This is a genomic window from Pseudarthrobacter sp. TAF60_1, from assembly GCF_052113505.1.
Taxonomy (GTDB): Bacteria; Actinomycetota; Actinomycetes; order Actinomycetales; family Micrococcaceae; genus Arthrobacter.
In genome coordinates this window covers 219,464-244,292 of sequence record NZ_JBFRDI010000006.1, presented here as the reverse complement: position 1 = coordinate 244,292, position 24,829 = coordinate 219,464, and the positions used below count along the sequence as shown (strand labels likewise).

The 24,829-nt window shown below is 65.5% G+C and carries 20 protein-coding genes; 10 read left to right on the top strand and 10 right to left on the bottom strand.

Annotated elements, in window-relative coordinates:
- A partial coding sequence (locus tag AB4Y73_RS09545) for a zinc-binding dehydrogenase (RefSeq protein ID WP_441871184.1) occupies window positions 1-369 on the top strand: 369 nt, incomplete at its 5' end.
- Window positions 369-824, top strand: a complete 456-nt coding sequence (locus AB4Y73_RS09540) for an MBL fold metallo-hydrolase (protein ID WP_441871183.1) — start codon at window positions 369-371, stop codon at window positions 822-824. The genes AB4Y73_RS09545 and AB4Y73_RS09540, both read left to right, overlap by 1 nt.
- An 85-nt stretch (window positions 825-909) precedes the next feature.
- Here the strand turns inward: AB4Y73_RS09540 and AB4Y73_RS09535 are convergent, their stop codons facing one another.
- From AB4Y73_RS09535 to AB4Y73_RS09500, 8 genes are all read right to left on the bottom strand, one after another.
- On the bottom strand, window positions 910-1,890 hold the full coding sequence (locus tag AB4Y73_RS09535) for an ABC transporter substrate-binding protein (RefSeq protein WP_441871182.1): 981 nt from the start codon (window positions 1,888-1,890) through the stop codon (window positions 910-912).
- A gap of 74 nt (window positions 1,891-1,964) precedes the next feature.
- The gene (locus AB4Y73_RS09530; RefSeq protein ID WP_441871181.1) at window positions 1,965-4,001 is read right to left on the bottom strand and encodes an ABC transporter permease; all 2,037 of its coding nucleotides are present in this window, start codon (window positions 3,999-4,001) and stop codon (window positions 1,965-1,967) included.
- On the bottom strand, window positions 4,001-5,035 hold the full coding sequence (locus AB4Y73_RS09525; protein WP_441871180.1) for a quaternary amine ABC transporter ATP-binding protein: 1,035 nt from the start codon (window positions 5,033-5,035) through the stop codon (window positions 4,001-4,003). Before AB4Y73_RS09525 ends, AB4Y73_RS09530 begins: the two co-directional genes overlap by 1 nt.
- Window positions 5,032-6,492, bottom strand: a complete 1,461-nt coding sequence (locus AB4Y73_RS09520) for an aldehyde dehydrogenase family protein (protein WP_441871192.1) — start codon at window positions 6,490-6,492, stop codon at window positions 5,032-5,034. Before AB4Y73_RS09520 ends, AB4Y73_RS09525 begins: the two co-directional genes overlap by 4 nt.
- An 89-nt stretch (window positions 6,493-6,581) precedes the next feature.
- The gene (gene betA / locus AB4Y73_RS09515) at window positions 6,582-8,279 is read right to left on the bottom strand and encodes a choline dehydrogenase (protein WP_441871179.1); all 1,698 of its coding nucleotides are present in this window, start codon (window positions 8,277-8,279) and stop codon (window positions 6,582-6,584) included.
- A 62-nt stretch (window positions 8,280-8,341) separates the two neighbouring features.
- A complete protein-coding gene (locus AB4Y73_RS09510; RefSeq protein WP_441871178.1) occupies window positions 8,342-10,849 on the bottom strand; it encodes a GcvT family protein in 2,508 nt (835 codons plus the stop codon).
- Window positions 10,850-10,884: 35 nt separating this feature from the next.
- Window positions 10,885-11,844 carry a formyltetrahydrofolate deformylase gene (purU, locus tag AB4Y73_RS09505; protein WP_441871177.1) on the bottom strand — a complete coding sequence of 320 codons (960 nt, stop codon included), beginning with the start codon at window positions 11,842-11,844 and terminating at the stop codon, window positions 10,885-10,887.
- Window positions 11,845-11,941: 97 nt separating this feature from the next.
- Complete coding sequence (locus tag AB4Y73_RS09500; RefSeq protein ID WP_441871176.1) at window positions 11,942-12,292, bottom strand: bifunctional 3-phenylpropionate/cinnamic acid dioxygenase ferredoxin subunit; 351 nt, start codon at window positions 12,290-12,292, stop codon at window positions 11,942-11,944.
- A gap of 248 nt (window positions 12,293-12,540) precedes the next feature.
- Here AB4Y73_RS09500 and AB4Y73_RS09495 point away from each other — a divergent pair, with 248 nt between their 5' ends.
- Together AB4Y73_RS09495 and AB4Y73_RS09490 are read left to right on the top strand one after the other, a co-directional pair.
- A complete protein-coding gene (locus AB4Y73_RS09495) occupies window positions 12,541-13,815 on the top strand; it encodes an NAD(P)/FAD-dependent oxidoreductase (protein ID WP_441871175.1) in 1,275 nt (424 codons plus the stop codon).
- A gap of 81 nt (window positions 13,816-13,896) precedes the next feature.
- Window positions 13,897-15,126, top strand: a complete 1,230-nt coding sequence (locus tag AB4Y73_RS09490) for an aromatic ring-hydroxylating oxygenase subunit alpha (RefSeq protein WP_441871174.1) — start codon at window positions 13,897-13,899, stop codon at window positions 15,124-15,126.
- An 86-nt stretch (window positions 15,127-15,212) separates the two neighbouring features.
- Here the strand turns inward: AB4Y73_RS09490 and AB4Y73_RS09485 are convergent, their stop codons facing one another.
- Together AB4Y73_RS09485 and AB4Y73_RS09480 are read right to left on the bottom strand one after the other, a co-directional pair.
- On the bottom strand, window positions 15,213-16,022 hold the full coding sequence (locus tag AB4Y73_RS09485; RefSeq protein ID WP_441871173.1) for an IclR family transcriptional regulator: 810 nt from the start codon (window positions 16,020-16,022) through the stop codon (window positions 15,213-15,215).
- Between the two features lie 49 nt (window positions 16,023-16,071).
- Window positions 16,072-16,743: a GntR family transcriptional regulator gene (locus AB4Y73_RS09480; RefSeq protein ID WP_441871172.1), complete on the bottom strand. Its 672-nt coding sequence runs from the start codon at window positions 16,741-16,743 to the stop codon at window positions 16,072-16,074.
- A 155-nt stretch (window positions 16,744-16,898) separates the two neighbouring features.
- Between AB4Y73_RS09480 and glyA the strand changes: the two genes are divergently transcribed.
- From glyA to AB4Y73_RS09450, 6 genes are read left to right on the top strand one after another with little or no spacing between them, the layout of a single operon-like run.
- Entirely contained in the window at window positions 16,899-18,233 is a 1,335-nt protein-coding gene (gene glyA / locus AB4Y73_RS09475; protein ID WP_441871171.1) for a serine hydroxymethyltransferase, read from the top strand.
- The gene (locus AB4Y73_RS09470) at window positions 18,230-19,450 is read left to right on the top strand and encodes a sarcosine oxidase subunit beta family protein (protein WP_164203244.1); all 1,221 of its coding nucleotides are present in this window, start codon (window positions 18,230-18,232) and stop codon (window positions 19,448-19,450) included. Before glyA ends, AB4Y73_RS09470 begins: the two co-directional genes overlap by 4 nt.
- Before the next feature lie 27 nt (window positions 19,451-19,477).
- Window positions 19,478-19,882, top strand: a complete 405-nt coding sequence (locus AB4Y73_RS09465; RefSeq protein ID WP_441871170.1) for a sarcosine oxidase subunit delta — start codon at window positions 19,478-19,480, stop codon at window positions 19,880-19,882.
- The gene (locus AB4Y73_RS09460; protein WP_441871169.1) at window positions 19,879-22,824 is read left to right on the top strand and encodes a sarcosine oxidase subunit alpha family protein; all 2,946 of its coding nucleotides are present in this window, start codon (window positions 19,879-19,881) and stop codon (window positions 22,822-22,824) included. Before AB4Y73_RS09465 ends, AB4Y73_RS09460 begins: the two co-directional genes overlap by 4 nt.
- The gene (locus AB4Y73_RS09455; RefSeq protein ID WP_441871168.1) at window positions 22,817-23,452 is read left to right on the top strand and encodes a sarcosine oxidase subunit gamma; all 636 of its coding nucleotides are present in this window, start codon (window positions 22,817-22,819) and stop codon (window positions 23,450-23,452) included. Before AB4Y73_RS09460 ends, AB4Y73_RS09455 begins: the two co-directional genes overlap by 8 nt.
- Window positions 23,453-24,826 carry an L-serine ammonia-lyase gene (locus AB4Y73_RS09450; protein ID WP_441871167.1) on the top strand — a complete coding sequence of 458 codons (1,374 nt, stop codon included), beginning with the start codon at window positions 23,453-23,455 and terminating at the stop codon, window positions 24,824-24,826.
- The last annotated feature ends 3 nt before the right edge of the window (window positions 24,827-24,829 follow it).

Genomic DNA, 24,829 nt, shown 5'->3' with positions numbered 1-24,829 from the left:
GGTAACGGAGCGGACGTGGTGATTGACGCCGTCGGACGTCCCGAAACGTACAGGCAGGCGTTCTACGCCCGGGATCTTGCCGGCCGCGTGGTCCTGGTGGGCGTCCCGACGCCGGACATGACCCTTGAGCTGCCGCTGCTGGATGTCTTTGGCCGGGGCGGGTCGCTGAAGTCCTCCTGGTACGGGGACTGCCTGCCCTCCCGTGAYTTYCCCATGCTSGTGGCGCATTACAAGCAGGGCAACCTGGACCTGGATGCCTTCGTGTCCGAGCGGATCACCATCGACCAGGTGGAGGAAGCCTTCGAGAAGATGCACGGGGGCAAGGTCCTGCGCTCGGTCGTGGAAMTCCAGTCAGGGGCGGGTTCCTGATGGGCGTCCGGATCGAGAACCTGGTCACCTCGGGCACTTTTTCGCTCGACGGCGGCACCTGGGATGTGGASAACGGCGCCCCGATCATCATGAACCCGGAGGACCTGGTCCTCTGGAAACAGGTCTACCCGGATGCTGACCCGGACCGGTACCACAGCGACGGTGACGTGTTCGAAGTCGGCGGGGCAACCCTGGAAGCCATCCACACCCCGGGCCATTCCCCCGGCTCGACTTGCTTCCACCTCGAGAGCGAGGGGACGGTCTTTACCGGCGACACCCTCTTCAACGGGGGACCCGGAGCGACCGGCAGGTCTTACAGTGACTACCCCACCATCCTGAAGTCGATCCGGGAACGGCTGCTGACCCTCCCGCCGGAGACAGTGGTCCGCACCGGCCACGGCGACAACACCACCATTAGTGCCGAACGGGAAACGCTGGCCAAGGTTTCCGAATAAAGCACGGTCCGTGAAACGCAGGAAACAAGTCACCCACCCATGGATCTCCCTGGGTGGGTGACTTGCCTGACTGGGGCGGTCGAGCTTACTTAACCCAGGAATCTACCTTCTGTTGATTTGCATCTACCCACTTCTGGGCCGCGGCCTCCGGCGTCATGCCGCCCTGGATGTCCGTGGCCACGGAGTTTTGGTCCTCGTTGGTCCATTTGAATGATTTCGCGAGCTTGGCTGCGGGCGATCCGCTGTCCTCGAACTTCTTGGATATGACCTTGTTGAGCGTGTAGGTCGGGTAGTCGCAGGCGACTTTTTCGGCGTTCGCGTCGCAGCCCTCGGTCCACGCCGGCAGGTTGACTTTTTTGAGTGGGACTTGGGACAGGAACCACTGCGGCTCGTAGAAATAGCCCAGGATCGGCGTCTTGTTTTGCTCCGCTGTCCGGAACGACTGGATCAGGGCGGCCTCCGAGCCGGAGAACACTACCTTGTAGTCCAGGTTGAGGTTCTTCACGAGGGCCTCATCGTTGGTAACGAAGGCGGGATCGCCGTCGAGCAACTGGCCTTTGCCGCCGGACTCTGAGGTGGCGAGCATGGAGGCGTACTTGTTCAGGTTTTTCCCGTCGGTGATGTCCGGGTACTTTTCTGCCATCCATGGCGCCACGTACCAGCCAATGTGGCCTTCGTTGCCGGTGGGGCCGGCGTCGACAGCCACTTTCTGATCCGTAATATACTGCTTGGCCAGATCAGCGTGGCCCCAGTTTTCCATGACTACGTCCACCTCGCCGGAGGCAAAGCCCTGCCAGGAGATCTGCTCGTTCAGGTCCTTCTGGACCACGGTGCAGCCAAGTTTGTTCTTCGCCACGTAGCTGTACACAGCGGCATTGGCCGTATACCCCACCCAGGCGTTCATCGCTACATTAACACTTCCGCAGGACGCCTGGGCGGCACCGGTGGCAGCAGCCACCTGGTTCACCGAGGCTCCGCCGCAACCTGCGAGCAGCAGGGCCGCAGCAGCGGCTCCGGCCACCGCCGGGATGGTTCGCTTCAACAGCAGTCCAGTTTTTTTCATCATGAGGTCTCCTTGTCGGGGGGGGGATGCCTGGGGGTCCGGGATGCCCTGCGCCGGGGCCCAGGGCGGTGATGCCGTTACGTTGCTTTGGACTTGGTGGAGGGGATTTTCCGCACCGGGGTGGCTGCGGCAGCCTGCGTCATCCTGTCGAGCAGGATGCCGAGGAAGACGATGGCGACGCCCGCGGCGAGGCCCTTGCCGAAGATCGCACTTTGGACGAAGCCGGCGACGACGTCGTATCCGAGGCCGCCTGCGCCCACGAGTGCACCAACCACCACCATGGCCAGGACATAGATCAGACCCTGATTGGCGGCAAGGGCCAGCGTCTGCCTGGCCATCGGAAGCTGGACCTTGGTGATGACCTGCCAGGGCGTGGAGCCGCTGGCAACGGCAGCTTCGACAACAGTGGGGGAAATCGCTGCAATGCCGTCAGCCGTGATCTTGATGGCGACGGGCGCGGCATAGATGATGCCGGCGATGATCGCCGTGAACCGGGTGGCCCCGAAGAGGCCCAGGAAGGGCACCAGGTAAACAAAAGCGGGCATGGTCTGGCCCGCATCCAGCATGGGACGCATGATCTGGTCCACCCGCTCGGACCGGCCCATGGCCACCCCGAAGATGATGCCCAGGACCATGACAACTGCCGTGGCCACCAGGGTTCCGGCGAGGGTGACCATGGAGTCGCTCCAGAGGCCGAGATAGATGATCACGCCCAGGCAGGCCGTGGTCAGGGCAGCAAGCTTCCATCCGCCCAGCGCGTAGGCGGCGATGGCTATGACGGCCACGAGAATGAAGAAGGGAGTATCCGTGAGCAGCGACTGGAACGGGTTGAGGATTCCAGTGGTGACGGCTTCCCGGAAGGACACCGTGAACAGGGAGAGGTTGGCCTGCATCCACTGGCTGGCCGAGGCCACCGCCTGGACGATGACCGGACCGATGTTGAGGTCCTTGGGGAATGCTGCTGCCCACAGCATGGTCCGGGAGAACTGCACCATGGCCAGAGCCAGTACAAGGGTGATGCCGAGGAGGATGTACCTGGTTCTGGGGGAAACCCTGCGGTTCCGGGCCGTCTCCGGGTCTGCACGGCGACTGGCGGCGGTGGTGACCCGGTCCAGCACAATCGCGAGCAGGACGATCGAAAGCCCTGCGTTGACAGCTGTGCCGACGTCCAGCGATTGCAGCGCCCGCACCACCACCTGGCCAAGCCCGGGAGCCGCGATCAGAGCCGCGATGGTGACCATGGACAGGGCCGCCATGGTGCTCTGGTTGATTCCCATGACGATGGTCCGCCTGGCCATGGGAAGCTGCAGGGTGACGAGCCGTTGCAGGCCCGTTGTACCCAGCGAATCGGAGGCTTCACGGGTGATTTCCGGGATGGCGCGGATGCCGTGTGCTGTCAACCGGATCACGGGCGGGGCAGCGTAGATCACGGTGGCTATGACGGCCGACGCCGGGCCGATGAGGAAGATCAGGGCAAGCGGGGCCAGGTACACGAAGGTGGGCAGAGTCTGCATGAAGTCCAGCACGGGCGTGATCACCTTGGCCGCCACCCGGCCGTAGACGCCGGCCACAACGCCGAGCGGGATCCCGACCAGGAGGGTCAGGAGCACGGCGGTGAGGACAAGGGCGAACGTATAGGTGGCTTCGAGGAACAGGCCCTGGAGGCCGAAGAACATAAAGACGCCGACAGTCAGCAGTGCGACCCGCGCATTGCCTATTGCGAAGGCGATCCAACCCAGCAGGCCTACGGTTCCCAGCCAACCGATCTCCGGCAGGCGCAGGCCCGTGGTGCTTGCGGCGAAGGTGGTGATGAACAGGTTGGCCACGGCGTCGACGGCGGCCCGCAAGGGCGTGAAGACGTACAGGAACAAGGGGTTGCCTGCGCGGTTCGCCGCTACCCATGCGTTGAACTGGTTCAGGGACCGGTGCAGGTCCGTCAGCTCTGAGGCGGGCAGCGTCAGGGTGAACGTTCCGCGCAGGATAAGGAATCCCAGGATCCAGACGACGGCGGCGCCTGCCAGGAGAAGTGTGCGCCGGCTGGGCCTGCGGCGGGGCTCCCGGACAGCGGCCGGTGTGGGCTGGACCGTAGCTCGATCACGGACGAGGGTGGACATTAGGCCGCTGCTTCCGCCGGCTGCAGCACCGAAAGGATGCTGTCGCGGTCGATTTGCCCGGTGATCCGGCCGGAATCCTCCACCAGGACGGGGCAGGAGGAGTGCATGACCGCCGCTATGGCATCCCGGATGATCATCCGGGAACTGAGGACCGGAGCGTCTCCCGGCGTTTCCGCGGCCACAGGCCGGGTGATCCATTTCAGGGTCAGGACATCCGCGCGCGGGACTTCGGACACAAAATCCTCAATGTACTTGTCCGCCGGGGACCCCACCAGCTCGTCCCCCGTGCCGCACTGGACCTTCTCGCCGTTGCGCATGATCAGGATGCGGTCTCCGAGCTTGAGGGCCTCGGAGAGGTCGTGGGTCACGAACACCATGGTCTTGCCCATTTCCTTGTGCAGCCGGATGACTTCCGCCTGCATGTCGCGGCGGATGAGCGGATCCAGTGCGGAGAACGGTTCGTCGAAGAGGATCGTGTCCGGATCTCCGGCCAGGGCCCGGCCCAAGCCGACGCGCTGCTGCATTCCGCCGGACAGCTGGTCCGGGTAGTGCTGCTCGTAGCCTTTCAGGCCAACCAGCTCGATGATTTCCCGCGCCCTGGCGTAGCGTTCGTTCTTTGCTGCCCCGCGGATCTGCAGCCCATAAGAGACGTTGTCCAGCACTGTGCGGTGAGGGAGGAGGCCGAAGTGTTGGAAGACCATGGACATCTTCCGCCGGCGCAATTCGCGCAGCTCGGCGACGCCGGCCTGCAGGACGTCCTTCCCATCCACCAGGACCTGTCCCGATGTGGGCTCTATCAGCCTGGTCAGGCAGCGGATCAGGGTGGATTTCCCGGATCCGGAAAGCCCCATGACCACAAAGACCTCGCCCTTGGCCACGTCGAAGCTCAGGTCGCGGACGGCTGACACGCAGCCGGTGCGTCCGAGCAGCTCCGCGGAGTTGAGGGCCGAGAGCTCCGGGTTGTTGGGGATCTTGTCGCCCCCGGGTCCGAAGACCTTCCATAGGTTGCGCACTGAGATGTCGGGGCTGTTCATTGCTGTACTCCTGCCTTGGGAGGCTCGAACCAGTGGCTGGGCTTGGGGTTGATGTTTTGCCAGATGTGTTTGGTTTCGCGGTATTCTGCGAGACCTTGGAGCCCGAGTTCGCGGCCGTTTCCGGACTTGCCGAATCCACCCCACTCGGCCTGGGGAACGTACGGATGGTAGTCATTGATCCACACGGTGCCGTGGCGGAGGGTGCCGGCCACGCGTTGCGCCCGCGATCCGTCCCTTGTCCAGACGGCGCCGGCCAGTCCGTAGGCAGTGTCGTTGGCCAGCTTGATGGCTTCCTGCTCCGATCTGAAGGTCTCCACGGTCAGGACGGGTCCGAACGACTCATCCTGGACTACGTCCATGGAGGTGTGGCACCCGTCCAGGATGGTGGGCGGGTAGTAGCTGCCGAACGCCATCGCGCCGGTGTCCGGGATGTAACCGCCGCACAAGAGCGTGGCTCCTTCCTCGATGCCGGCCTGGACGTAGGCATGGACTTTGTCCCGGTGTGCGGCCGAGATGAGGGGCCCGGTCTCCGCGAGCTCATCGAAGGGACCGCCAAGCCGGATGGCCTGCGCACGCCGCACCAGCTCCGCCACGAACCCGTCGTGGATCGATTCTTCGACGATGAGCCTGGTGCCTGCCGAGCACACCTGCCCTGAATGCAGGAACACCGCGGTGAGGGCGTTGTCCAGGGCCGATTCACGGTCGGCATCGGCGAAGACTATGTTCGGATTCTTCCCGCCCAGTTCCAGGGCAACCCGCTTGACAGTATCGGCGGCGGTCTTCATGATGTTGATCCCGGTGGCCAGGCCGCCGGTGAAAGAGACCAGGTCCACGTCCGGGCTTTCGCTCAGGACCGCGCCCACCTCGGGACCGGTGCCGGTAACCAGGTTGGCGACCCCTGCCGCCAGCCCGGCCTCGAGGAGGGTCTCCATCAGCAGGATGGAGGTGGACGGAGTCAGCTCACTCGGCTTGAGGATGAAGGTATTGCCGGCCAATAGGGCGGGGGCCACCTTCCATGATGCCTGCAGGAGGGGGTAGTTCCATGGCGTGATGAGCCCGCAGACGCCCACCGGGGCATGGACCACCCGGCTGATGGTTCCCGGGACCCCCGTATCGATCACGCGGCCGGCATCCGTTCCAGCGATGCCGCCGTAGTACCGGAAACAGGCGGCGATGTCGTCGATGTCGTATTCCGCTTCAACGTAGCGCTTCCCTGTGTCCAGGGCTTCGGCCCGGGCGTAAACGGCCTTGTCACGTTCCAGCAGCTCGGCGGTACGGAGCAGGACCTGTCCGCGTTCCTTTTCGCTGGTGCCCGGCCAGGCTCCGCCGTCAAACGCCCGGCGGGCGCTGGCGACTGCTTCCCTCGCGTCTATGGCAGCGCATTCGGCCACCTCGGCGACGTGCCGGCCGTCCGCCGGGCACGTGATGCTCCGCGTTCTTGCCGCGGCCGCCCGCATCCACCGGCCGTCCACAAACAGGCCCCGCGCCGGCGCCGGCTCCTGATCCGATACGGTCCGTGCACTGCTGCCGGCAAGCTGAACGCCGCTCATGCGCGCCCCAGGCTTGGTGCGGCTTCGGGAGCCACAGCCGTGGCGTGCCGGTAGAAGTCCGCGTGCTCGGGCGCCAGAGGCGGACGTTCAAGGATCAGGTCCGCAGCCTTCTCCGCCAGCATCATGACCGGGGCGTAGATGTTGCCATTGGTCACGTAGGGCATGGCAGAGGCGTCCGCTACGCGGAGCCCTGTGGTGCCGTGGACCTTCATGGTGAGCGGGTCCACCACCGCGAGGGGGTCCGAAGCCGGACCCATCTTGGCAGTGCAGGAGGGGTGCAGGGCGGTTTCCGCGTCCCGCGCCACCCAGTCGAGGATCTCCTCGTCCGTCTGGACGGACGGGCCCGGGGAGAGCTCCCCGCCGCTGAAGGGACCCAGTGCCGGCTGGGACAGGATGTCGCGGGTAACCCTGATGGCCTCCACCCATTCCCGCCGGTCCTGTTCCGTGGAGAGGTAGTTGAACTGCATGGAGGGGTGCGCGGCCGGATCCGTGGAAGTGATCTTAAGGCTTCCCCGCGCATCGGAGTACATGGGGCCGACATGGACCTGGTAGCCGTGCTTGGCATCGGCTTTCTGGCCGTCGTAGCGCACCGCGACCGGCAGGAAATGGAACATCAGGTTGGGGTAGGAGACGTCCTCGTTGGAGCGGACGAAGCCGCCGCCTTCGAAGTGGTTGGTGGCTGCAGGTCCCTGCCGGCGGAGCAGCCACTGGAGGCCGATCAGCGGGTAGCGCCACAGGCTGAGGTACGGCTGCATGGAAACCGGCTGCTTGCAGGCGTGCTGGACGTACACTTCCAGGTGGTCCTGCAGGTTCTCGCCGACGCCCGGCAGGTCCACTACCGGCTTGATGCCCAGCGACTTCAAGTGGTCCGGATCCCCCACGCCGGAGAGCTGCAGCAACTGGGGCGTATTGATCGCGCCGCCGCAGAGCACCACTTCCTTGGCATCGACGGTGTGCAGCCGGCCGTTGCGGCGGTATGTGACCCCCGTGGCCGTTGTGCCCTCAAAATTGACCTTGGCTGCAAGGGCTCTGGTGCGGACCGTCAGGTTCTTCCGGCCCTTGTTGGGGCGCAGGTAGGCGCGGGACGCCGAGAGTCGCTGGCCCTTGTGCACGTTCCGGTCGAACGGGCCGAAGCCCTCCTGCCGGTACCCGTTGACGTCATCCGTTCGCTTGTGCCCGGCTTCCACCGAAGCCCGAAAGAAGGCCTGGAACAGGGGATTGCGGGCGGGCCCGCGCTCCAGGACCAGGGGTCCGTCGTGGCCGCGCAGTTCGTCGTTCGGAGCGGAGGCCAGGGCAGTTTCCATCCGCTTGAAGTAGGGCAGGCAGTGGGCGAAGTCCCAGGTTTCCATTCCGGCATCGGCTCCCCAGCGCTCGTAGTCCAGCGGGTTGCCGCGCTGGAAGATCATGCCGTTGATGGAGCTGGAGCCGCCCAGGACCTTGCCGCGGGCGTGCGCGATCCGCCGCCCGTGCATGTGGGGTTCGGGGTCAGACTCGTATTGCCAGTCGTAGAACCTGTTGCCGCTGGGGAAGGTCAGCGCCGCCGGCATCTGGATGAAAAGGTCCCACGGGTAGTCGCTGCGGCCGGCTTCAAGGACCAGGACGGTGTGCGTCCCGTCCGCGCTCAGCCGGTCCGCCAGGACCGATCCGGCGCTTCCGCCGCCGACAATCACGTAGTCGTAGCTCTCGTTCGTCATCAGGTCTATCTCCTTGGGGGCGTGGTCTGGGAGTCGTGTGAAGGGGCCGGGCGGGGCCAGGTTCAGCCGCGCAGGCGTTCCATGCCCGGGTCCACCAGCGGCTCGGCGCTAACCGTTGCTGCGATCCGGGTACCGAAGTATTCGATTTCCACGGCATCGCCCTCGGCGGCGCCGGCCGGGAGCCAGGCATAGGCGATCGGCCGCTGCACCGTGTAGCCGTAGGCTGCGCTGGTCACGTAGCCGGCGGCTTCGCCGTTGAAATACACGGGTTCCTTGCCCAATACCACCGATGTCCCGTCGTCGACCGTCAGGCAGCGCAGCTGCACGGCAGCCGGTTGTGTGCGGCGTTCGGCGAGGGCCTCCGCCCCCACGAAGCCCACCTTGTCCTTGGCCACCGAGAAGCCGAGGCCGGACTGGTAGGGGTGGTGCTCGGAAGTCATGTCCGTGCCCCACAGCCGGTAGCCCTTCTCCAGGCGCATGCTGTTGAAGGCCCCGCGGCCGGCGGCGATGATGCCATGCTCCCGGCCCGCCTCGAACAGCAGGTCCCAGAGCTTCAGCCCGTACTCTGCGGTGGTGTACAGCTCCCAGCCGAGCTCGCCAACGTAGGAGAGCCGCATGGCCGTGACGGGGATGCCGCCGACGGAAATTTCCTTGGTCCGGAAGTATTTCAGGCCGTCGTTGCTGAGGTCATCGGCGCTGACCTTGCCCATCACTTCACGGGCCAGCGGACCCCACAGCCCGATGCAGCACGTGCTGCCGGTGATGTCCGAGACGTGCACCCACTGGGCCGGATCGGCTGCCGACTGCTTGCTGGCCTCCACCCGGAGGTAGTCGAAGTCCACGTTGCTGTTCACGCCGAGCTGGAACTGTTCTTCCGCGAGCCGGGCGACGGTCACGTCGCTGCGGATGCCGCCGTCGTGCTCCAACAGGAGGCAGTACGTGACGGCGCCGGGTTTCTTGGTGATGTTTCCGGTGCTGAGCCGGTGCAGCAGGTCCTGGGCCCCGGGCCCGGTAACGGCGAGCCGCTTCAGGGGCGTCATGTCGTAGAGCCCGACGGCGGTGCGCGTCTTCCACGCTTCGGCCGCGGAGATGGGGGAAGAGAACAGGGCGGACCACTCGTCGCGCTCCGGCGCCTGCCATTCGGCGGGCAGTTCCTCGAGCAGGCCGCGGTTGGCTTCGAACCAGTGCGGCCGCTCCCAGCCGGCGGACTCCAGGAAGAATGCCCCCAGTTCCTTCTGCCGGACGTTGAACGGGCTTACCCGCAGGTCCCGGGGGGATTCCCTGGGCTGGAGAGGGTGCAGCACGTCGTAGATCTCCACGAAGTTCTGCTGGGACGTTTCGCTGACGTACTCGTCGCTGGTCTGGACCTTCTCGAAGCGCGTGAGCTCGCACCCGTGTAGGTCGGTGCGCGAGTGGCCGTCGATGATCAGTTCGGCCATGGCCCTGGCCACACCGGCCGAGTGCGTCACCCAGACGGCCTCGGCGACGAAGAAGCCCTCGACGTCGGGCGACTCGCCCATCAGCGGGCCGCCGTCGGGGGTGAAGGAGAAGATGCCGTTGAAGCCGTCCTCGATTTGCGCCCGGTGCAGCGCCGGAAGCAGTTCCTGGCTGTCCTCCCAGGAAGAAGCGAAATCTTCGAGGGTGAAGTCCAGCCGGGATGGCATGCGGTGCTCGGACATCTCGCCGGCGCCGATCTTCGGCAGAGAGTTCATATCGACGGGCATGGGGCGGTGGGCGTAGCTGCCGATGCCGATGCGGTCGCCGTGTTCGCGGTAGTAGAGGTCCCGGTCCTGGTAGCGCAGAATCGGCTTGCTGGCGCCGTTGGGCATGTCGTTGCTGCCCGTCAGCTCCGGAAGTGACGTGGTCTTCACATACTGGTGCGCCAGCGGAAGCAGCGGCACCTGCATGCCCACCATCTTGCCGAGCTCGCGGCCCCAGAAGCCGGCGCAGGACACCACGATGTCCGCCGGGATCACGCCGTCGGCCGTTTCGACGCCGGTGACCTTGCCTGCGGTCTGTTGGATGCCCGTGACCGTGGTGGAACCCAGGTAGCTCACCCCGGACTCCCGGGTCCGGCTGATCAGCAGCTGGACCGCACGTGCCGCTGAGGCGAGGCCGTCCGACGGGACATACAGGCCGCCGAGGACCTGGCGGCCGTCGGCAAAGGCGCTGCTGTTCAGCAGCGGCCAGTGCTTCTCGCATTCGTCCGCGTCGATGAGCCGGCCATCGATGCCCCAGGACGAGGCGTAGCCGAGCTTGCGCTTAAGGTCCTGCAACCGGGTTTCGGTGGTGGCCAGCTCAAGTCCGCCGAGCTGGTTGAAGCAGGACACTCCGTCGGCGCTGAGGGAGAGCAGCTTGTCCACCGTGTAGCTGGCGAACTCAGTCATGGTCTTTGACGGGTTCGTCTGGAAGACCAGGCCGGGGGCGTGCGAGGTGGAGCCCCCCGCCAGCTCCAGCGGCCCCTGTTCGACCACCGTGATATTGGTCCAGCCGCGGCTGGCGAGTTCGTCCGCCAGGTTGGTTCCGACGATGCCGGCGCCGATGATGACGACGCGTGGTGATGCGCTCATGTTCAGTGGTTCTCCTGGTTCGCGTTTGCGGAAAATTAGCGGAATACGACTGTGCGCGTGTTGTTGAGCAGCACGCGGTGCTGGCAATGCCACTTGACTGCCCGGGACAGGGCCTGCGATTCGGCGTCCCGCCCCACAGTCACCAAAGCATCGGGATCGAGGCTGTGGTCGACGCGGAAGACCTCCTGCTCGATGATGGGTCCCTCGTCGAGGTCCGGCGTGACGTAGTGGGCCGTTGCACCGACCAGTTTCACGCCGCGGTCGTAGGCCTGGTGGTACGGCTTGGCGCCCTTGAAGCCGGGGAGGAACGAATGGTGGATGTTGATGGCCCGGCCGCGCAGCTGGGTGCACAGATCGTTGGACAGGACCTGCATGTAGCGGGCCAGGACCACCAGGTCCACCCCGTACTCGGCCACGAGCTTTAGCAGCTGCGCCTCGGCCTCGGGCTTTGTGCCCGGCGTCACCGGCACATGGATAAAGGGCAGCCCGGCGGTTTCGGCCATGGAGCGCAGGTCTTCATGGTTGGAAACCACGACGGCGATGTCCGCGCCAAGGCTGCCCGCCTGCGAGCGGAAGATCAGGTCGTTGAGGCAGTGCCCGAACTTCGAGACCATCACCATGAGCCGTTGCGGTCTGCCATCGTGGATGGTGAAATCCATGCCGAATTCCTCCGCCGTAGGCCCAAACTCGGCGCTGAGGCCCTCTGCGACCGTGCCGTCCTCCTGACGGGCCCGGTCACCTTCACCAGAGAAGCCCGCGGTGAACGCTGTGCGCAGGTAGAGATTGCCGCTGACGTGGTCATCGAACTGCTGGTGCTCCACGATGTCGAACCCTCGGTCGGCCAGGAACGCTGTTACCGCCCGTACGATGCCGGGGCGCTCGGGGCAGGCCAGAGTGAGCACGAAATTCACCGCGCGGGTCTTGGCAACGGTGGTCGTGGCGCCCGCTACGGCCGTGGCTGCGGCCGCCGGACGGCCTTCAATGATTGTGGTCACGGGTTGCTCTCCTCGTTGCTGGCGTTGGGTGTGATGGCGTCGCTGCTCGATTCATCACCAGGGCAGCAACCCTTTGGTTCGGATGCATGGGCTGGTGCTAGACGTGGCCGTCCACGGTCAGGCCGGGCGGGAGGTTGGGAACCTCTGTTGATTCGGTGACCATAATGTCGCCGTCGATCACTGAGACTTCGTGGGAGCGGACCGGCAATTTAGCCGGCGGTGCGTCGACGCTCCCCGTCCGCAGATTAAACCGTGACGCATGGAGCGGGCACTCCACCCAGCATTCCTCCACCCAGCCGTCGGCCAAGGACGCATCCTGGTGGGTGCACGTGTCGTCAATGGCGAAAAGCTCGCCTTCCTCTGTATGGAAGACGGCGATGGGCGGCGACGTATTCAAGCGCAGAGCTTCCCCGGGTGCCAGTTCGCTGAGCGGGCATGCCTTGTGCATGGGTGGACCTCTTCTTTTTCAGGGAGCCTCGGGTATGGCGACTACATGCCTAGTTCCGTAGTGAACAACAGCAATCGCAATAAGCAACAGAGTGCGGTAGGTCACACCGCTTGTCAAGACTTTTCCCTTGTGTTGCGGACCCCCCGGCTTCTTCCTCGGCCGACTCTTGACAGTGGACGTGGCATGGATCACTCTGTTGCATATAGCGATAGTTGTTGCGTAAGAAGCAATTGAAGGGGAATGTCGACATGCCGACGCTTGCGATTGTGGGAGCCTCCCTGGCCGGTCTTTCCGCCGGCCGGGCGGCCCGCGCCCAGGGCTTTGCCGGGAGGCTTGTCATTATTGGCGACGAGCCACACCGGCCGTACGACCGGCCTCCGCTGTCCAAGGACTTCCTGCTTGGCAAGGTCACTGCGGAGGACCTCTTCCTGGAGTCCGACGCCGATGAGCTGGACGCCGAATGGGTGCTGGGTTCTGAAGCGGCTTCTTTGGACGCCGTTTCCCGGACCATCTTCCTGAAGGACGGCCGCACTGTGCAGGCGGACCGGATTGTGATTGCCACCGGCGCGAAGGCGCGGCAGCTCCCCACGCTGGCCGGGCTGAGCAATGTGTTCACGTTGCGAACGCTGGCGGATGCGCAGAGCCTGGCCCCCGAGCTGGTGCCCGGCAGCAGGATGGCTGTGATTGGAGCCGGCTTTATCGGCGCCGAGGTGGCCTCCGCCGCGGCCTCGCGGGGCATGGAGGTCACCATGATCGACACCAACCCCGTGCCGTTCGCCGCGCAGCTGGGGACTGAGATGGGGTGCGTGGTGGCCGGCCTCCACGCAGCCAACGGGGTGGAGCTCATTTCCTCGGCCGTTATAGAGGACTTCTACAGCGGCGAAGGCAATGTGACCGGGATCCGGCTGGCCGGCGGACGCTACGTTCCCGCCGACGTGGTGGTGGTTGGCATCGGAGCGGAGCCCAACACCGGGTGGCTGGCGGGCTCCGGCCTGGAGCTGGGCGGGGGCGTCCTGTGTGACGCCATGGGCCGCACCAATGTTCCCGGCATCGTGGCCGTGGGGGACTGTGCGGCGTGGTTCGACCCGGCTGTGGGAACGCACCGACGGGTGGAGCACTGGACTGGCGCCCTGGAGCGCGCCGCCCTGGCCGTTGAAGCCCTCCTGGACGCGGACGCGGCGCCGAAACCGGCAAAACCGCATTACTTCTGGTCCGACCAGCACGGCGTCAAGCTGCAGTTTGCCGGCCACTCAGCCGGGTACGACCGGCTGGAGATCGAGGCCGGTGACATGCACACGCACAGCTGCCTTGCCGTCTACTACCGCGCCGATGTTCCCGTGGCAGTCCTGGGGATGAACCAGCCGCGGCTTTTCACTAAATGGCGCCGCAACCTCCTCAGCCCGGCTGCGGCAACCAGCGCCCAACCACCCGCCGCGCTGCCTGCCTCACCTCCGGTCCGGGAGAGCCGGCGAGCTGCCTGCGCGGACGCTTCCGCACTGCTGGGGGCCGCCGTCGTGCATTGAAATCCCTGTTCCTTAGCCCCAAGCCTGTAATCCCGGCCCTTAGTTATGCCCGTGTTGATCGTTGTTCGTAAGGAGGACAAATTGTCTGTTGAGGTAAGCGCCCCGAGTCTGATCCCCACCCTGCCCGGTTACACGTACGTGGATGAGGCGGTATTCCGCGCCGAGCAGGAGCGGATTTTCGAGCAGATGTGGTTCTGTGCCATCCGCTCGACGGACCTGGACAAGGCCGGCGCATGGAAGACGGTCCAGATCGGACGGGAAAGCGTGCTGATCAGCCGCACGCGCAAGGGTGCCATCCGCGCCTTCTACAACGTCTGCCGGCACCGCGGGGTGAAGCTGTGCATGGAGGAACAGGGCGAAGCTGCCCGCTCATTCCAGTGCCCGTACCACGCCTGGACCTACGACTTTGAGGGCAAGCTCATCGCTGCGCCCAACCTGACCAAAATGCCGGACATAGACCGCGACGAGTACGGACTGGTCAAGGTCCACATCCGCGAGTACCTCGGCTATGTGTGGGTGTGCCTCGCTGACGAGCCGCCGTCGTTCGAAGAAGAAGTTATGGGCGCCATTGAGGAGCGGCTGGGCGACCTGAAGGCAATCGAAGGCTACGACGTGGCCAACCTGAGCCTCGGCCGGCGTATCCGCTATGACGTCAAGGCGAACTGGAAGCTCATCATCGAGAACTTTATGGAGTGCTACCACTGCGCTACCATCCACCCGGAACTGACGGAGGTCCTGCCGGAGTTCGCCGACGGCCTGGCCGCCCAGTACTTCGTGGGCCACGGCGCGGAATTCGGCGACGACATCAAGGGCTTCACCATCGACGGTTCCGAGGGCCTGGATATCATTCCTGGCGTGGGAGAGGACCAGGACCGGCGCTACTACGCCATCACCATCAAGCCCACGGTCTTTGTGAACCTGGTGCCGGACCACGTGATCATCCACCGCATGTTCCCGATGTCCGCGGACCACACCATTGTTGAATGCGACTGGCTGTACGTGCCCTCAGTGGTTGAGAGCGGGAAAGATGTCACAGCCTCGGTGGAACTGTTCCACCGCGTCAACATGCAGGACTTCGACGCCTGCGAACGCTGCCAGCCCGGCATGGCCTCGAAGACCTATGCCAAGGGGGGCGTGCTGGTTCCGAGCGAGCACCACATCGCGTCATTCCACGACTGGGTTCAGGAAAGGGTGGGTGACGTTACCCCGTCGGGTGACGTGCGGATGGGCCTCACCGCCGATACCCCGCCTCTGGAGGAACGGGCTGAAACCCTTGAACGGTACGAGTCGTTGGCCAGGCGCGCCTCCTGAGGGTTCGCAAACGGCGGCAACTGCACAAATAAGCACCCGCGGACTTCTGTCCGGGGTGCTTTTTTGTGTTCTGGCGCCGCGTGAAGCTACCGCCGGGTGTAGCCCATTTTGGCACTGACCTGGAGGCCCGCGTCCTTGATTCCCTCGATGAGTCCCGGCTCCTCTTCGGGGTCAAAGCGGAAGACGGGGCCGGAGATGCTGATGGCGCCGATGACCGTTCCCAAGTGGTTGTACACCGGCACGGACATGGAGTTGATGCCGATCTCGAATTCCTCCAGCGTGACGCCGTAGCCGTTCCGGGCAATCTTGATCAGTTCATTCTCCAGTTTTGCCCGGTTGGTGATGGTCCGCGGAGTCCGGGCGGCAAGTCCCGTCTCCTTCAGGATCCGGTCCCGCTCATCCGCTGACAGCGCCGCCAGCAGGACCTTTCCGCTCGAGGTTGCGTGAAGCGGGGTCAGGCTCCCCACCCAGTCATAGGTTGCGAGCGTGGAAGGTCCCATTGCCTGGTCCACATTGACCGCGAAGTTGGAGCGCAGCACGGCGAGGTTTACCGTCTCTTTGAATTCGTCGGCCAGGCTTTCCAAAATGGGGCGGGCCTCCCGCACCAGGCTCAACCGGCCGGGGATGGAGCTGGCCAGCCGCAGGATACCGAAGCCGAGCTGGTACTTTCCGCGCTCAGTGTTCTGGTGGACCATCTCTCTGCTCACCAGTGAACCCAACAGCCGGGAGACCGTGGATTTGTGGATCCCCATCTCCTCGGCGATGTCGCTCACGCCGGCGTGACCGTCCCGTGCCAGGATTTCCAGGACCGCGAGGGCCCGGTCCACGGACTGGACGCCGCCGTGCTGGCCCGCCTCCGCATCGACGTCGGGTTCACGTTCATTGTTCGCAGCCATGATCCATACTCTCAAGTAGGTTGCCGGTGGTGAAATCCGGGCGCGGGTTCTAGAGCACCTTGCGGATGGTTTCCTCAAAGCTCGTCACATGGTGCAGGGCCAGCTCGCCGGCCTTATCGGCATCACCCTCTGCCACAGCCCTGAGCAAGTCCACATGCTCGGTGATGTGGCCGCTGACGGACGGCAACTTGTCCAGCACCAGGCACCAGATGCGGGTTGCCAGGTTGTCGTAGCGGATCAGGGTGTCTTCGAGGTGCGGATTCGCAGCCGCCTTGTAGATCAGCCGGTGCACTGTCAGGTCATACCGCATCAACTCGCGCGACTCCGCCGGGTCGGGCTCGAGCTCAGCGATGGTGTCAGCGACTTTCAGTAGTTCACGGCGCATGGCTGCATTGGCACGGGTGGCAGCACTGCGCGCAGCAAGCGGCTCCAGCAACTCGCGGACTTCTGAAACATCCGCCAGTTCCGTGAAGTCCACGCTGGTGGCAAAGGTGCCGCGGCGCGGATAAGAAATGACCAGATGATCCACCTCAAGCCGCTTGATCGCCTCGCGTACGGGAGTCCTCCCGAAACCGAGCTCCGCCGCCAACTGCCCGTCATTGATCGGCTCCCCCGGGCGGATCTCAAGCATGATCAGCTTGTCCCGAAGCTGCCGATACGCTGCCTCGGCCTGGGACAGTACCCCGTCCTCCGCTTGGGGCAGGGCAAGAATTGCATTCACGGCGCCGCTCCGTTCTTTGATACCCGCTGAACCCGAACTCGTCGCTTCACGCCGGTTTCGGTCCAGCTATTGACTCTTATGTGATCCCAATCATACCATTGACCTCACACTGATATATCAGTCATAACAACAGTGGTATTTCAAAAGGAGCATCCGTGGTTGAGCAGTTGAACGACCGACTTTCCATAGTCGATCCCGAGGTCCAGCAGGCCATCGCCAATGAACTGGGCCGTCAGCAGTCCACCCTGGAAATGATCGCGTCGGAGAACTTTGCCCCGTCCGCCGTCATGGAGGCGCAGGGCTCTGTGCTGACAAACAAATACGCCGAGGGCTACCCCGGCAAGCGCTACTACGGCGGCTGCGAGCACGTTGACGTGATCGAACAGCTGGCCATCGACCGTGTCAAGGCCCTCTTCGGCGCGGAATTCGCCAACGTCCAGCCGCACTCCGGCGCCCAGGCCAACGCTGCCGCCATGTTCGCCCTGCTGAACCCGGGCGACACCATCATGGGCCTGAGCCTGGCCCATGGCGGCCACCTCACCCACGGCATGAAGATCAACTTCTCCGGCAAGCTCTACAACGTGGTTCCTTACAACGTGCGCGAATCCGACCTCCGGATCGACATGGCCGAGGTCGAAGCACTGGCCCTGGAACACCGCCCGAAGCTCATCGTCGCCGGCTGGTCGGCGTACTCCCGCCAGCTGGACTTCGCCGAGTTCCGCCGCATCGCGGACCTGGTGGGCGCCTATCTCATGGTGGACATGGCGCACTTCGCCGGCCTGGTGGCCGCAGGGCTGCACCCCAACCCGGTGCCGTACGCCGACGTCGTCACCACCACCACCCACAAGACCCTGGGCGGCCCGCGCGGCGGAGTTATCCTCGCCAAGGAGCAGTACGCCAAGAAGATCAACAGCGCAGTTTTCCCCGGCCAGCAGGGCGGCCCCCTGGAGCACGTCATTGCAGCCAAGGCCGTGGCCTTCAAGCTCGCCGGCACCCCCGAATTCAAGGAACGCCAGGAACGCGTCCTGCAAGGCTCCAAGCTCCTGGCCGAACGGCTCCTCCGCGACGATGTTGCCGCGGCAGGAATCTCCGTGGTCAACGGCGGCACCGACGTGCACCTGGTCCTGGTGGACCTCCGCAACTCCGAACTGGACGGTCAGCAGGCCGAAGATGCCCTGCACCGCATCGGCATCACGGTCAACCGCAACGCCGTCCCCTTCGATCCCCGCCCGCCCATGGTCTCCTCCGGCCTCCGGATCGGCACCCCGGCCCTCGCCACCCGCGGCTTCGGCGCCGTGGAGTTCACCGAAGTTGCGGACATCATTGCGACGGCGTTGATCGCCGCCGCTGCCACCGGCGCCATTGGCGATGAGACCGTCGTCGAACTCCGCGCACGCGTCACCGCGCTGGCAGAGCAGTTCCCCCTTTACGCCCACCTCAATGACGGCACCGCCGTCTTCGAATCAGACCTGATTGGAGCAGCCCAGTGAGTGCAGACCTCCTCCCCGAGCACCCGGATTTCCTCTGGCGCAACCCGGAGCCCAAGTCCTCCTACGACGCCGTGATTGTGGGCGGTGGCGGCCACGGCCTGGCCACGGCGTACTTCCTGGCCAAGAACCACGGGATGACCAACATCGCCGTCCTGGAAAAGGGCTGGCTGGCCGGCGGCAACATGGCCCGCAACACCACCATCATCCGTTCCAACTACCTCTGGGACGAGAGCGCGGCCATCTACGAGCACGCCCTCAAGCTCTGGGAAATCCTGCCCGAGGAACTCGAATACGACTTCCTCTTCAGCCAGCGCGGCGTCATGAACCTCGCTCACACCCTCGGTGACGTCCGCGAGAGCATGCGCCGCGTCGGAGCCAACAAGCTCAACGGCGTGGACGCTGAGTGGCTGGACCCCAAGCAGGTCAAGGAACTCTGCCCCATCCTGAACATCAGCGACAACATCCGCTACCCCGTCATGGGCGCCACCTACCAGCCGCGCGCAGGCATCGCCAAGCACGACCATGTTGCGTGGGCCTTCGCCCGCAAGTGCGACGAGATGGGCGTGGACATCATCCAGAACTGTGAAGTCACCGGCTTCATCAAGGACGGAAACCGGGTCACCGGCGTCAAGACCAACCGCGGCACCATCAACACCGAAAAGGTTGGCCTCGCCGCCGCCGGCCACAGCTCGGTCCTGGCCGAAATGGCTGGCTTCGAGCTTCCCATCCAGTCCCACCCGCTCCAGGCACTGGTCTCCGAACTGCACGAACCGGTCCACCCCACGGTGGTCATGTCCAACCATGTGCACGTGTACGTCTCACAGGCCCACAAGGGCGAACTGGTGATGGGCGCCGGCGTGGACTCCTACAACGGCTACGGCCAGCGCGGTTCGTTCCACGTGATCGAGCACCAGATGGCAGCCGCCGTCGAGCTCTTCCCCATCTTTGCCAGGGCGCACGTGCTCCGGACCTGGGGCGGCATCGTGGACACCACCCTGGACGCCTCCCCCATCGTGGGTAACACCCCGGTGGAGAACATGTTCGTGAACTGCGGCTGGGGCACCGGTGGCTTTAAGGCCACCCCGGCCGCCGGCATGACGTTCGCCCATAACATCGCCACGGGCACGCCGCACCAGCTGAACAAGCCCTTCGCGCTCGAACGCTTCGAAACCGGCGCCCTGATCGACGAACACGGCGCAGCCGCCGTCGCCCACTAGCAGCCCTCCCCCAGAAAGAAGACGCACATGCTGCTCATCTCCTGCCCCAACTGCGGCTCGCGCGACGAGACCGAATTCCACTACGGTGGCCAGGCCCACGTGGCCTACCCGGAAAACCCGAACGAACTAACCGATAAGGAATGGGCCCATTTCCTGTTCTACCGGGAGAACACCAAAGGCATTTTCGCGGAGCGCTGGCTGCACAGCACCGGCTGCCGCCAGTGGTTCAACATGCTCCGCGACACCGTCACGTATGACATCCAGGCGGTTTACCCGATGGGCACGCCCCGGCCTGATGCCGGCGGGACGCTGACCGCGGAATCCGGCACTGCCAGCACCGCCGCTGACAGCACCACCACCGGAAGCGCAGCTCCCAGCACCTCCACCACCAGCATCACCAGCACCACCGCCCCGGAAGGAGCAACCAAGTGACTTCCCACAACGCCCGCCTCGCCTCCGGCGGACGCATTGACCGCACCATCTCCTGGCGCTTCACCGTGGACGGCGAGGAATTCACGGGCCACCTCGGCGACACCCTCGCCTCGGCCCTGATTGCCAACGGCCGCATCGCCGCAGGCAACTCGCTCTACGAGGACCGCGCCCGTGGAATCATGTCCGCCGGCGTGGAGGAATCCAACGCGATGGTCAAGATCTCCCCGCGCTTCCCCGGCGACGTTGCCGAGTCCATGCTCCCCGCCACCACCGTCACCCTGGTGGACGGCCTGAAGGCGGAACTCCTCAACGGCCTTGGCAAGCTGGACCCGGAAGAAGACCGGGCGGAATACGACAAGAAGTACGTCCACACCGACGTGCTGGTCATCGGCGGCGGCCCCGCCGGCCTCGCCGCGGCCCGCGAAGCCGTCCGAACCGGCGCCCGTGTCATCCTCATGGACGACCAGCCCGAGCTGGGCGGATCGCTCCTCTCGGGCTCCACTGCTCCCGAGCTGGCTGAAACCATCGAGGGCAAGCCGGCCCTGGAATGGGTGGCCGACGTCGAAGCCGAACTGGTTTCCGGCGCCGAGTCCACGGTCCTGAACCGCACCACGGCTTTCGGCGCCTACGACGCCAACTACGTCATCGCCGTCCAGAACCGCACCGACCACCTGTCCAGCCCGGCCGCCCCCGGCGTCTCACGCCAGCGGATTTGGCACGTGCGTGCTAATCAGGTGATCCTGGCTCCGGGCGCGCACGAGCGTCCGCTGGTCTTCGAGAACAACGACCGCCCGGGCATCATGCTCGCCTCCGCCGTCCGCAGCTACCTGAACCGCTACGCCGTGGCAGCCGGGCAGCGCGTGGTCATCAGCACCACCAACGACAGCGCCTACGCCCTGGCCGCGGACCTCCGCACCGCCGGGGTCAAGGTTGCCGCCGTTGTCGACGCCCGCCCGCAGCTCACCGCGGTGGCGAGCGCCGCAGTCGAGGCCGGCACCCGGGTGCTGATCGGAAGTGCAGTGGCAGACACCGCTTCGACAGCTGCCGACGGCCGCGTTGAAGGCGTCACCGTCCGCAGCATCAACGACGACGGCGAACTCACCTCCGGCGTCGAGCAAATCGCCTGCGATCTCCTGGCAGTTTCCGGCGGCTGGAGCCCGCTGGTGCACCTGCACTCCCAGCGCCAGGGCAAGCTGCGTTGGGACGACGAGCTGGCAGCTTTTGTGCCGAGCACCGTGGTCCCGAACCAGCAGACCATCGGCTCCGGCCGCGGCAGCTTCGAACTCGCGGACGTACTGGCCGAGGGCATTTCCGCCGGCGCTTCTGCCGCCATCGCGGCGGGCTTCGCTTCGGAAACCCAGCCGACCCCGCTCGGCGAGCCGAAGGCCTCCGCCCCGACGCGGCAGCTGTGGCTGGTCCCGGGCCAGGCAGGCACGCCGGATGACTGGCACCGCCACTACGTGGACTTCCAGCGCGACCAGTCCGTAGCAGACGTACTCCGCTCCACCGGAGCCGGCATGCGCTCGGTGGAACACATCAAGCGCTACACCTCCATCAGCACCGCCAACGACCAGGGCAAGACCTCCGGCGTCAACGCGATCGGCGTCATCGCCGCCGCCCTGCGCGCCGCGGGCGAAGCGTCCCGGGGCATCGGCGACATCGGAACCACCACCTACCGCGCACCGTTCACCCCTGTGGCGTTCGCTGCACTGGCTGGCCGACAGCGCGGCGAACTGTTCGATCCCGCCCGCAAGACCTCCATCCACCCGTGGCACGAGGCGAAGGGCGCCCTGTTCGAGGACGTCGGCCAGTGGAAGCGCCCCTGGTACTACCCCCAGGCCGGCGAAGACATGGATGCTGCCGTGCTGCGCGAGTGCGCCGCCGTCCGCGACTCCGTGGGCTTCATGGACGCCACCACCCTGGGCAAGATCGAAATCCGCGGCAAGGACGCCGGCGAGTTCCTCAACCGGATCTACACCAACGCGTTCAAGAAGCTGGCGCCGGGCTCTGCCCGCTACGGCGTCATGTGCATGGCGGACGGCATGATATTCGACGACGGCGTGACCCTGCGCCTGGACGATGACCGGTACTTCATGACCACCACCACCGGCGGCGCCGCAAAGGTGCTGGACTGGCTGGAAGAATGGCTCCAGACCGAATGGCCCGAACTCGACGTACGCTGCACCTCGGTGACCGAACAGTGGAGCACGATTGCCGTCGTCGGGCCTAAATCCCGCGCGGTGCTCGCCAAGCTGGCGCCGGAACTGGCCGCCGACGGCGGACTGGAAGCCGAAGCTTTCCCGTTCATGACCTTCCGCGAAACCACCCTCGCCTCCGGCGTGCGGGCCCGGATCTGCCGGATCTCGTTCTCCGGCGAGCTGGCCTACGAAATCAACGTGCCGTCCTGGTACGGGCTGAACACCTGGGAAGCCGTGGCCGCCGCCGGGGCCGAATTCAACATCACCCCCTACGGCACCGAAACCATGCACGTGCTCCGCGCCGAAAAGGGCTACCCGATCGTCGGGCAGGACACCGACGGCACCGTCACTCCGCAGGACGCGGGCATGGAATGGATCGTCTCCAAGGCTAAGGAATTCATCGGCAAGCGCTCCTACGCCCGGGCCGACGCCAGCCGTGAGGACCGGAAGCACCTGGTCAGCGTCCTGCCGGTGGACGGCTCCATCCGGCTGCCAGAAGGAACCCAGCTGGTGGAGCAGGGCATCAGCACCAGCCCCGCCTACGGCCCGGTCCCGATGCAGGGCTTCGTGACCTCGAGCTACCACAGCGCCGCCCTCGGCCGTTCGTTTGGCCTGGCACTGATCAAGAATGGCCGCAACCGCATCGGCGAGAGTCTGGTGGCCGTCGCCGGCGACCAGCTGGTCGATGTTGTTGTCGCAGAAACCGTACTGTTTGACCCCGAAGGGACCCGCAAAGATGGCTAATTCAGCAGCACTCGAAGGCATCAATGGACTCCGGGAAATCCGCCGCAGCCCCGCCTCCCACCTGGCGTCAGCACTGGAGGCAGGCTCCGTCCAGGGCAAGGTCGTCCTCGCCGAAGGCCCCTTCCAGACCATGGCCGGGGTCCGTGTGGATCCCAAGTCCGAAGTGGGGGCGCGGATCGCAGCCGTTACCGGCGGCCTGCCTGCACGGTGCGGCGAAGTGACCGGAACCGACGGCGTCAGCGTCCTGTGGCTGGGCCCATCGGAATTCCTGGTGGTGGCACCGGAGGAGGCCCACGATTCCCTGGGCGGCAGCCTCATCGGTTCCCTCACTGAAGCCCTCGGCGACGCCCCGGGCCAGGTAGTGGACCTGTCCGCCAACCGCACCACGTTCGAGCTGTCCGGCCCACGCGCCCGGGCCGTCCTGGAAAAGGGCTGCGCCCTTGACCTGCACCCGCGCAGCTTCACCCCGGGAACGGCACTGAACACCGAGGTTGGCAACATCCCGGTGGTCCTGCAGAAGACCGGGGAGGAAAGCTTCCGGCTGTTCCCGCGGGCCTCCTTCGCGGACTTCCTGGGCCGCTGGCTCCTCGATGCAATGCGCGAGTACGCCTCGCCCGAGGTTCCCTAAATGGCGCTCAGCGTCCTGGACCTGTTTTCTGTCGGCATCGGGCCCTCGTCGTCACACACGGTGGGCCCGATGCGGGCAGCAAAGCAGTTCGCCGACGGACTCAAGGGCGGCGGGCTCCTGAGCTCCACCACCCGGGTCCAGGCTGAACTGTTCGGTTCGCTCGGTGCCACCGGCCGGGGCCACGGCTCCGACAAAGCCGTGGTGCTGGGCCTGCAGGGCCTGGACCCGGAAACCGTGGACACTTTCACGGCCGACGACCAGGTGGCGGCCGCCGCGCTCAACGCCGAACTCCTGGTGGGCGGCGACCATCGGGTGGACTTCAACTGGGACGAGGACGTGGTCCTGCACCGCCGCAAGTCCCTGCCCGCGCACCCCAACGGCATGACCTTCAGGGCGCTGGACCACACCGGTGCCGTCCTCAACGAACGCAGTTTCTACTCGATCGGCGGCGGCTTTGTGGTGGACGGCGACGCCGCCGGCGAGGACCGGGTGGTGGCTGACGACACTCCCCTGCCATATCCGTTCACCTCCGCCGACGAACTCCTGGCCATCTGCAAGCGCGAAGGAATGTCCATCTCTGACGTCATGCTCGCCAACGAGCTCACGTGGCGCAGCGAAGCGGAACTCCGCGAGAAACTGCTGGCGCTCTGGGCGGTCATGCGCGAATGTGTGGACAACGGCTGCGCCGCGGAAGGGATCCTTCCCGGCGGCTTGAACGTCAAGCGGCGGGCGCCGTCGTTATTCCAGACCCTGACCGCGGACACGGGGGTCACCGATCCGCTGCGGGCGATGGAATGGGTGAACCTGTTCGCCCTCGCGGTCAACGAGGAGAACGCCGCGGGCGGGCGCATCGTCACCGCCCCCACCAACGGCGCGGCGGGAATTGTCCCCGCCGTCCTGCACTACTACGTCAAGTTTGTTCCCGGCGCCGACGACGACGGTGTGGTCCGGTTCCTCCTGGCGGCGGCCGCCGTCGGAATCCTGTTCAAGATCAACGCCTCCATCTCCGGTGCGGAGGTGGGCTGCCAGGGCGAGGTGGGGTCCGCCTGCTCGATGGCCGCCGCCGGGCTCTGCGAAGTGCTGGGCGGAACGCCCGAACAGGTGGAGAACGCCGCGGAGGTGGGGATCGAACACAACCTGGGCCTGACCTGCGATCCCGTGGGCGGGCTGGTGCAGATCCCCTGCATCGAACGCAACGCCATCGCCAGTGTGAAGGCGATCAACGCCGCGCGACTGTCCCTCCACGGGGACGGCAGCCACAAAGTTTCCCTCGACAAAGCCATCAAAACCATGCGCGAGACAGGAGCGGACATGAAAACCAAGTACAAGGAGACCTCCCGCGGGGGTCTCGCCGTCAACGTGATCGAGTGCTGAGCC